Source organism: Nonomuraea sp. NPDC003214, assembly GCF_053590035.1.
Map to the genome: position 1 here is coordinate 1 of NZ_JBSFSX010000039.1, position 5,837 is coordinate 5,837.

The 5,837-nt window shown below is 65.3% G+C and carries 3 protein-coding genes; 1 reads left to right on the forward strand and 2 read right to left on the reverse strand.

The window, feature by feature from the left end:
* Nucleotides 1-588: 588 nt before the first annotated feature.
* Entirely contained in the window at nt 589-864 is a 276-nt protein-coding gene (locus ACWDXC_RS45145) for a hypothetical protein (protein ID WP_449993230.1), read from the reverse strand.
* 258 nt (nt 865-1,122) lie between these two features.
* Here ACWDXC_RS45145 and ACWDXC_RS45150 point away from each other — a divergent pair, with 258 nt between their 5' ends.
* Nucleotides 1,123-1,710 carry a hypothetical protein gene (locus ACWDXC_RS45150; RefSeq protein ID WP_449993232.1) on the forward strand — a complete coding sequence of 196 codons (588 nt, stop codon included), beginning with the start codon at nt 1,123-1,125 and terminating at the stop codon, nt 1,708-1,710.
* 12 nt (nt 1,711-1,722) lie between these two features.
* Here ACWDXC_RS45150 and ACWDXC_RS45155 read toward each other — a convergent pair whose 3' ends face one another.
* Complete coding sequence (locus tag ACWDXC_RS45155) at nt 1,723-4,404, reverse strand: AAA family ATPase (RefSeq protein ID WP_449993234.1); 2,682 nt, start codon at nt 4,402-4,404, stop codon at nt 1,723-1,725.
* Nucleotides 4,405-5,837: the final 1,433 nt, after the last annotated feature.

The following is a 5,837-nucleotide window of genomic DNA, read 5'->3' on the forward strand; positions in this document are numbered from 1 at the left end:
AAGCGATCAGCTGATCGTCGATCTTCACGTACAGTGCTGTCGCGAGGGTGTTCAGTTCTGTCGTCACAAACGGATCTTGAACGCCCTCGCTTCATATCCGCAGCCGAACAGCCGATCTCCACCCCTTGGGATCAATCATCTAGACGATTAGGCGCCGGCACACTCACCCCAGGCTCATCCTCGCCTGCAATGGCGGAATCAGAATCGCCAGCCGAACCAGTGGCGCCCGCTGGCCCCGACCGCCCCGGATCCCAAGGTGCCCGGCCACGAAAATGCCTCCGAAGAAGATAGCAAACGGGACGATTGGCGCTGCCCCCGCCCAGGACTGGGTCCGTCCCGAGATCGGACAGGATCCCACACAACTTCGCGCGCGACGTGTACCGAGAACGACTACCACCGCCACGAGGTCGGTGCTGACCAGGAACGCTACCCAGTTGCCGAGGTCCGAGCTTCCCGCTGGCGTACCCTGCTCCGGCCTCGGCTTCGCCCGCCACCGATGACGTGACCGAGGCTGCTTGTGGGGTCCATCAAGACGACCAAGCTGTCGCAGCCGAGCGTCCAGCCCGCGGAAACCGTGACTGGGGATCATCAGGGTTCGCCTCGCCGCAACTGTTCCTTGATGGTCTTGATTAGGTTCAGCAGGAGGCTCATGCCGGCTTTCTTGATCTCCGCCTGTCTCGGCCCGTCCAGGAGCCTGTCTCTCATGGTTTCCGCTGGCATGTCCGGCTGTGTCGCGGCAAGGTTGCGGATGGCCACCCGAAGCTCTGCCGGGAGCTCGCCCACCAGGTCGCTTCCCTGAGTGCTGGTCCTGGGCTTGGTCTTGGTCACGATGACGTAGAACGGCGGCTGGTTGGGGTTGCCCATGACGACCTCCCTGGCGCGGATCGTTCCCGACGCTAGGAAGAGCACGAGCCGCAGGTCCATGAACAGGCACGGGCGTGAACATGACCACGGTCCGCGAAAACCCGTCTGATCCGCGCATCGAGGCTGGGCGCCCAACAATCTTGCTGTCTAGGCTCGTAGCCATTCAGAAGGGCCAGAAGGGATCGCCTGCCACCAGTGGCCGTTCACGTCGCGGTTGTTGACCCTCTGCCCATGTTTCGGCAGGGAGTCGCCGCCGTCTTGTCCGCCGCAGGCCACGACGTCGAGACTCCTGCCGACGTCGTGGCATGGCTACGCCATGGACAGCGCACGGTCGTGCTGCTGACGCTCGCGCGCGAGCGCGATTGGGAGCTCCTCAGGCGACTGCGTGACGCAGGTGACCAGCATGCCGTGATCGCGCTGATCGGCGAGGAGGAGCCCGCCGCGCTCGGTGTCCAGGCGATTCAGGCGGGCGCCCGTTCCGTGCTTCCGCGCGAGGTGACGCCGAGAGCCTTGAGCCGTACGGTCGAGGCGACGTTCGATGGGCAAGCGGTGATGCCGTCGGAGGTGGCTGCGGCGCTCGCCAGCGGCGCGCGCGGGATGCCCGTCCCTCCAACCCTCAGCCCGCGGCAGCTGTCATGGCTTAGGCAACTCTCCGAGGGAGCGACGGTAGCCCAGCTCGCCAGGCGGGCCGGGTATTCGGAGCGCGCGATGTTCCGGCTCCTGCAGGCCCTCTACCGGGAGATCGGCGCCTCGACCCGCATCCAGGCGATCGTCCGAGCGCAGGAAGAGGGCTGGCTGCATAGGCTCCCGGATTTCCCGTCGAATCCCACGAGACCGCCCGGCTGAGCCGGGGCGACCTCAGTTGTCGGCCGGGCGTGCTCCCAACGACTGGAGGGTGTGGACAACCCGCGTCAACCGGCCCGGTGGTCTGCTGTGCTGGTCGAGCAGCTCGATCATGCGTATGAGCTGGGCGATTCGCTTCGGCACGGGTTGTGAGATCTTGCCATGTGCCGTCCTGAACGCCTCGATGGCGTTCTCCGGGCCGTTCGGACCGGGCAGGCCACAGCTGGCGAACCCGTTGTAGAGCCACGCGGTGACGTCCTGATCGTCATGCGTGATCCGCTTCTCCGTCTCCTCGAACAACTTGCGGAAGAACGCGACGGCCTCGTCGCTGTCGTGACCCTGTTTCTGGGTGGCCACGGAGACCAGTGCGTGCAGCGCCGGCACGATGAGCGGGCCGCCCGGTCGCCGGTACCGTACGGCGCTCTCGATCTGTCGCGAGGCTTCGGCCGGGTCGGGCCCGTCCTTCAGCAGGTATGCGCAGCACAGGCTCGTTCGTGCCCGTAGCAGGAGGAGCGGATCACGATATTCCATCGCGTCGTCAAGCACCAGGTTCGCCGCCGGGATCGCGTCCGTGAAATCGCCCCGCAGAACGTGGATCTCGGCGAGCGCGGCCATGTAGGTAGCCCACAGCCATTTCTGCTTGCTGTCGGACGCGTACAGCCTTGCGGTCTCCTCGTGATCCTGCGCGTTCTCATGCTCACCGAGTTCGGTATGCCACCGGGCCGCCTTCATGGCCAGGCCGATCCTTCGGGTCGCGGCGTCCCGTTCCTCGGCGGTGTCCGGAAACGCGGGGTTCAGGGGTTCACACAAGGCCGTTCGGGCGAGTTGAAGAGCTTCGTCGTACAGGCCCCAATGTCGTTGGCAGTCGGCCATTCCCTCAAGGGCGCCCACCCTGACGGCCCGTAAGTCGTTGTACTGCTCCGGATCGCTGCGAATCAGCTCGTCGCAGTGGTCTCGGGCCTCGGCGTAGTGGAGGTAGGCGAAGTCCATGTCGTTGTGCCACTGGTAGGCACCCGCCAGGTTCACCTGGATTTTTATGCGGTTGGGCAGGTCCTGCAGAGCGTCGGCGTGGCGGGCGGCATTGTCGTACGCTTTGACTGCCGCATCGAAGTCTCCTTTCGAGGCGTAGAGATGGCCGAGTGAGTTTTCGTTGTTCCGTACAGATTCTTCCGGCTCGACGAGTTGCTCCCTGAGCGCTTTGCGATGCTCGATGAGCAGAAAACCGCAATTCCAATTCTCCAGCTCTGCCTCAAGCTCCTCGAGCAGCGGCGGGTAGGCATAGACTTGCAGGTTCGCGCGGCCGTACGCCCTCAGCGCCGCGAAATCGAAGTGCAGGTCCTCGATCGCGCCGACGGGTCGTACGCGGTGATTCCACAGGTGGGTGGCGGCGAGATTCAGCAGGTCCGATTGCTGGGCGTCGCTGAGCCGATCCTCCGGAGTGCCTTCACAAAGCCAGGAGGCATCCGACGGCGGCAAATAGTAACGGCCGTCCGGAGTCCTGTGCGCGAGGCGCTTGTCCACCAGCGTCGCCAGTCCGGCTTTCAGCTCGTCCTCGGCATACTTGTCCTTCAAGACCTCGCAGACGGCGGCGGCGTCGATGGCCGTGCCGAAGGCGTCGAGGGCCTCGAGGATACGGCGCGCCGTCAGCCCCAGACCCTTGACCAGGTCACGGACGAGGACCCGCGAGACGTAGTCGGGACGGACACCGGCCAGGGTCCGGGTGAGCCGGTTGACGTCGTACTCCGGTAATTCGAGGATCGCGTGAGCCAACTCGGCAAGTCGCGGATTGCCCCGGAACTGCTCATGACAGCCCGCGAGCGCACCGGCCAGGCCATGTCCGCACTTCTTGTCCAGCTCGCCGAGATAACCGGTGAAATCCTTGGCGGGAAGTCCGCCAACGACGAGCGCGGTGCACGTCGCCAGCCAGGTGCGCGGTGAAGCTGTTCGCGGCACGGTCCGGGTCACGAGGATGACGATGACCCGATGTCCCGAAGTGGTGGCGAGTGTTTCGAAGGCCTGGTCCAACTCGGGGTTGAGGAATTCATGGGTGTCGGGGTACAGCAGGTGTTCGGCACGTTCGATGGCGATCACGACGCGCCTCTTCCCGAGCGCCTCCAGCGTCGCCTTGAACTTGTCGAGCTCCGAGGCGCCCACCAGGGGTCTGTCCCACGAACTCATCTCGTCGTCCAGCAGCCCATCCAGGTCGCCGGTCAACACGCGGAGATACACGTTCCTGTCGGGAGGGGCCTCGTGCTCGATGATTCGCGGTCGCGCTCGGATCCAGGGCCTCTTCTTCAGGGCGTCCAGGACCGCTTTCACGAGCCGGGACTTCCCGACTCCTCGTTCACCACTGACGATGACGACGCCGCCCCGTTCGCCAAGGAGCCTCGCCCGGAGTGTCGCTCGTTCGCTCTTACGATTCAGCAACCGCGTCTTCTCGGCGACCGTCTCGACGGGGGCCAGATCGGCGGGACCGACCGGCGGTGGCACGAGCCTGCGCCGAGTCTCCTCCGCCTCACGGCTCTTCGCCGCGCGCCTGCCCTCCAGGACGAACACGATGATCGCGATGGGCGGTCCCAGGATCCCCGCGATCCAGCTGGCCTTCTCCAAGGAGGACGTCTCCTCCTCGGCGATGGCCCGAAGCCGTTCCCAGCCCACCCCGCCCGCAACCGCGGAGGGCAGGACCGAGGCGACCACGCGCCAAGCCCATCGCTCCCACCCTTTTCGCCCCACGTGGTCATCATCGCGCCATCGGTATCCCCGAAAAAGTCATGATCCTGCCACCCCGGGTGGGCGTTCGTGCCGGACGCACCGGCCCGCGCCTCCTCGTCACCGAAGGCTTCATGAACTCTGGCCCCGCATGCCGCCCTGCCCCCCTGCCAAGCTCGGCCCTGAGGGGTGCCTGGAGGAGCAGAGAAGGTGGCCCCCTTCTATCCGGCCGGCTTGGACGACCACACCGGACCGTACCGACCCGCTGATGTGGCTGTAGACCGTGCCCGTCGGCGGAGCCGGGAGATTCCGCAGGGCATGGACCGGGCCGGGGACCTCCAGGAGCATCCTCAGCAGGCGGGCACGCCACTCAGCCTCGATCGCGGCCGCCCTCACACCGTCGCCTTGCGACGCTGGCCGTGAGCGCCATCCTCAAGCGCGCACGCAAGACCACCGAGCAGTGCGAACCGGGCCGAGCCTCCCTCGTCATGCACGAAATGGGTGAGGTTCTGGGCTCGGCGGCCGCGAGAGCTGAGCACGACCGAATATCGAGTTCTGTTCGTCGACCGCCGCCCAGGACTGGGACGATTCCCGGTGGGCCAGCCGCAACACCTATGTCTACGTCTGCAACCGCGCCGATCGGCGCCTGCCCGTCATCCACATCGAACCGCGGCCAAGCGCACCAGCGGCTGTGCCCGGGCCTTGGCCGTCCTGGGCACATGCTGGGAGCGTGCTCGCTGAGACGGTTCGACTGCTTCTTGCCTAGTGCTAGACACGAACCGCCGCAACGGGAGCCATAGGTACTGATCCAATAGGGTTCCGGCGCGCGACCTGAGCAGGTCGTCTGCCGTCCGAAGTTCTCTGTCGGCTAACTGACGCCGCGGCCAGCCTGCACGTGTTGGGGACATACATGGGATGATCTTGACTGACCTGCGCGCTAGTCAGGCTATTTACCCAGCTCAAGCCGCCCAAGGAGACGGATTAGCTCGCGCTCTCCTAAAGCGGGTGCCGCAGTTCGGGTCCTATCGGGGCACCATCGTCCAGCAGCCATAGAGAGTTCCTGACCAGGATATGCGCCGATTGAAGGACTCTAGGTGGTCCGGTGATGTGCGGCTGCGGCCGAGATCGCGCCAATTGGGTGCGCACGACTCCTGGCATGCCAACCCATGCCACGGTTGGATGTATGCACCGCCTCGTTCCGCGCGCGGCCTGTCGACCCCACGGCGAGTCTCAACAGCCAGAGGCTGTCGATCACAAGGTAGACGGGATAGTCGGACTCGTGCCGCAGGACGGCCCGTACTCCCTTAAGCAGTTTCCAGGCTCTGCCTAGTGTCATGCGCATGAAATTCGTCGGCAATATTTAGCGAGGGATTCCAGGATCTCTTCGGCGGTCTTGGTCCACACGAACGGCTTCGGGTCGT

Excerpts from the sequence above, each read along its gene's own strand:
- ACWDXC_RS45145 (WP_449993230.1), bottom strand. The coding sequence starts at position 864 with ATGGGCAACCCCAACCAGCCGCCGTTCTACGTCATCGTGACCAAGACC.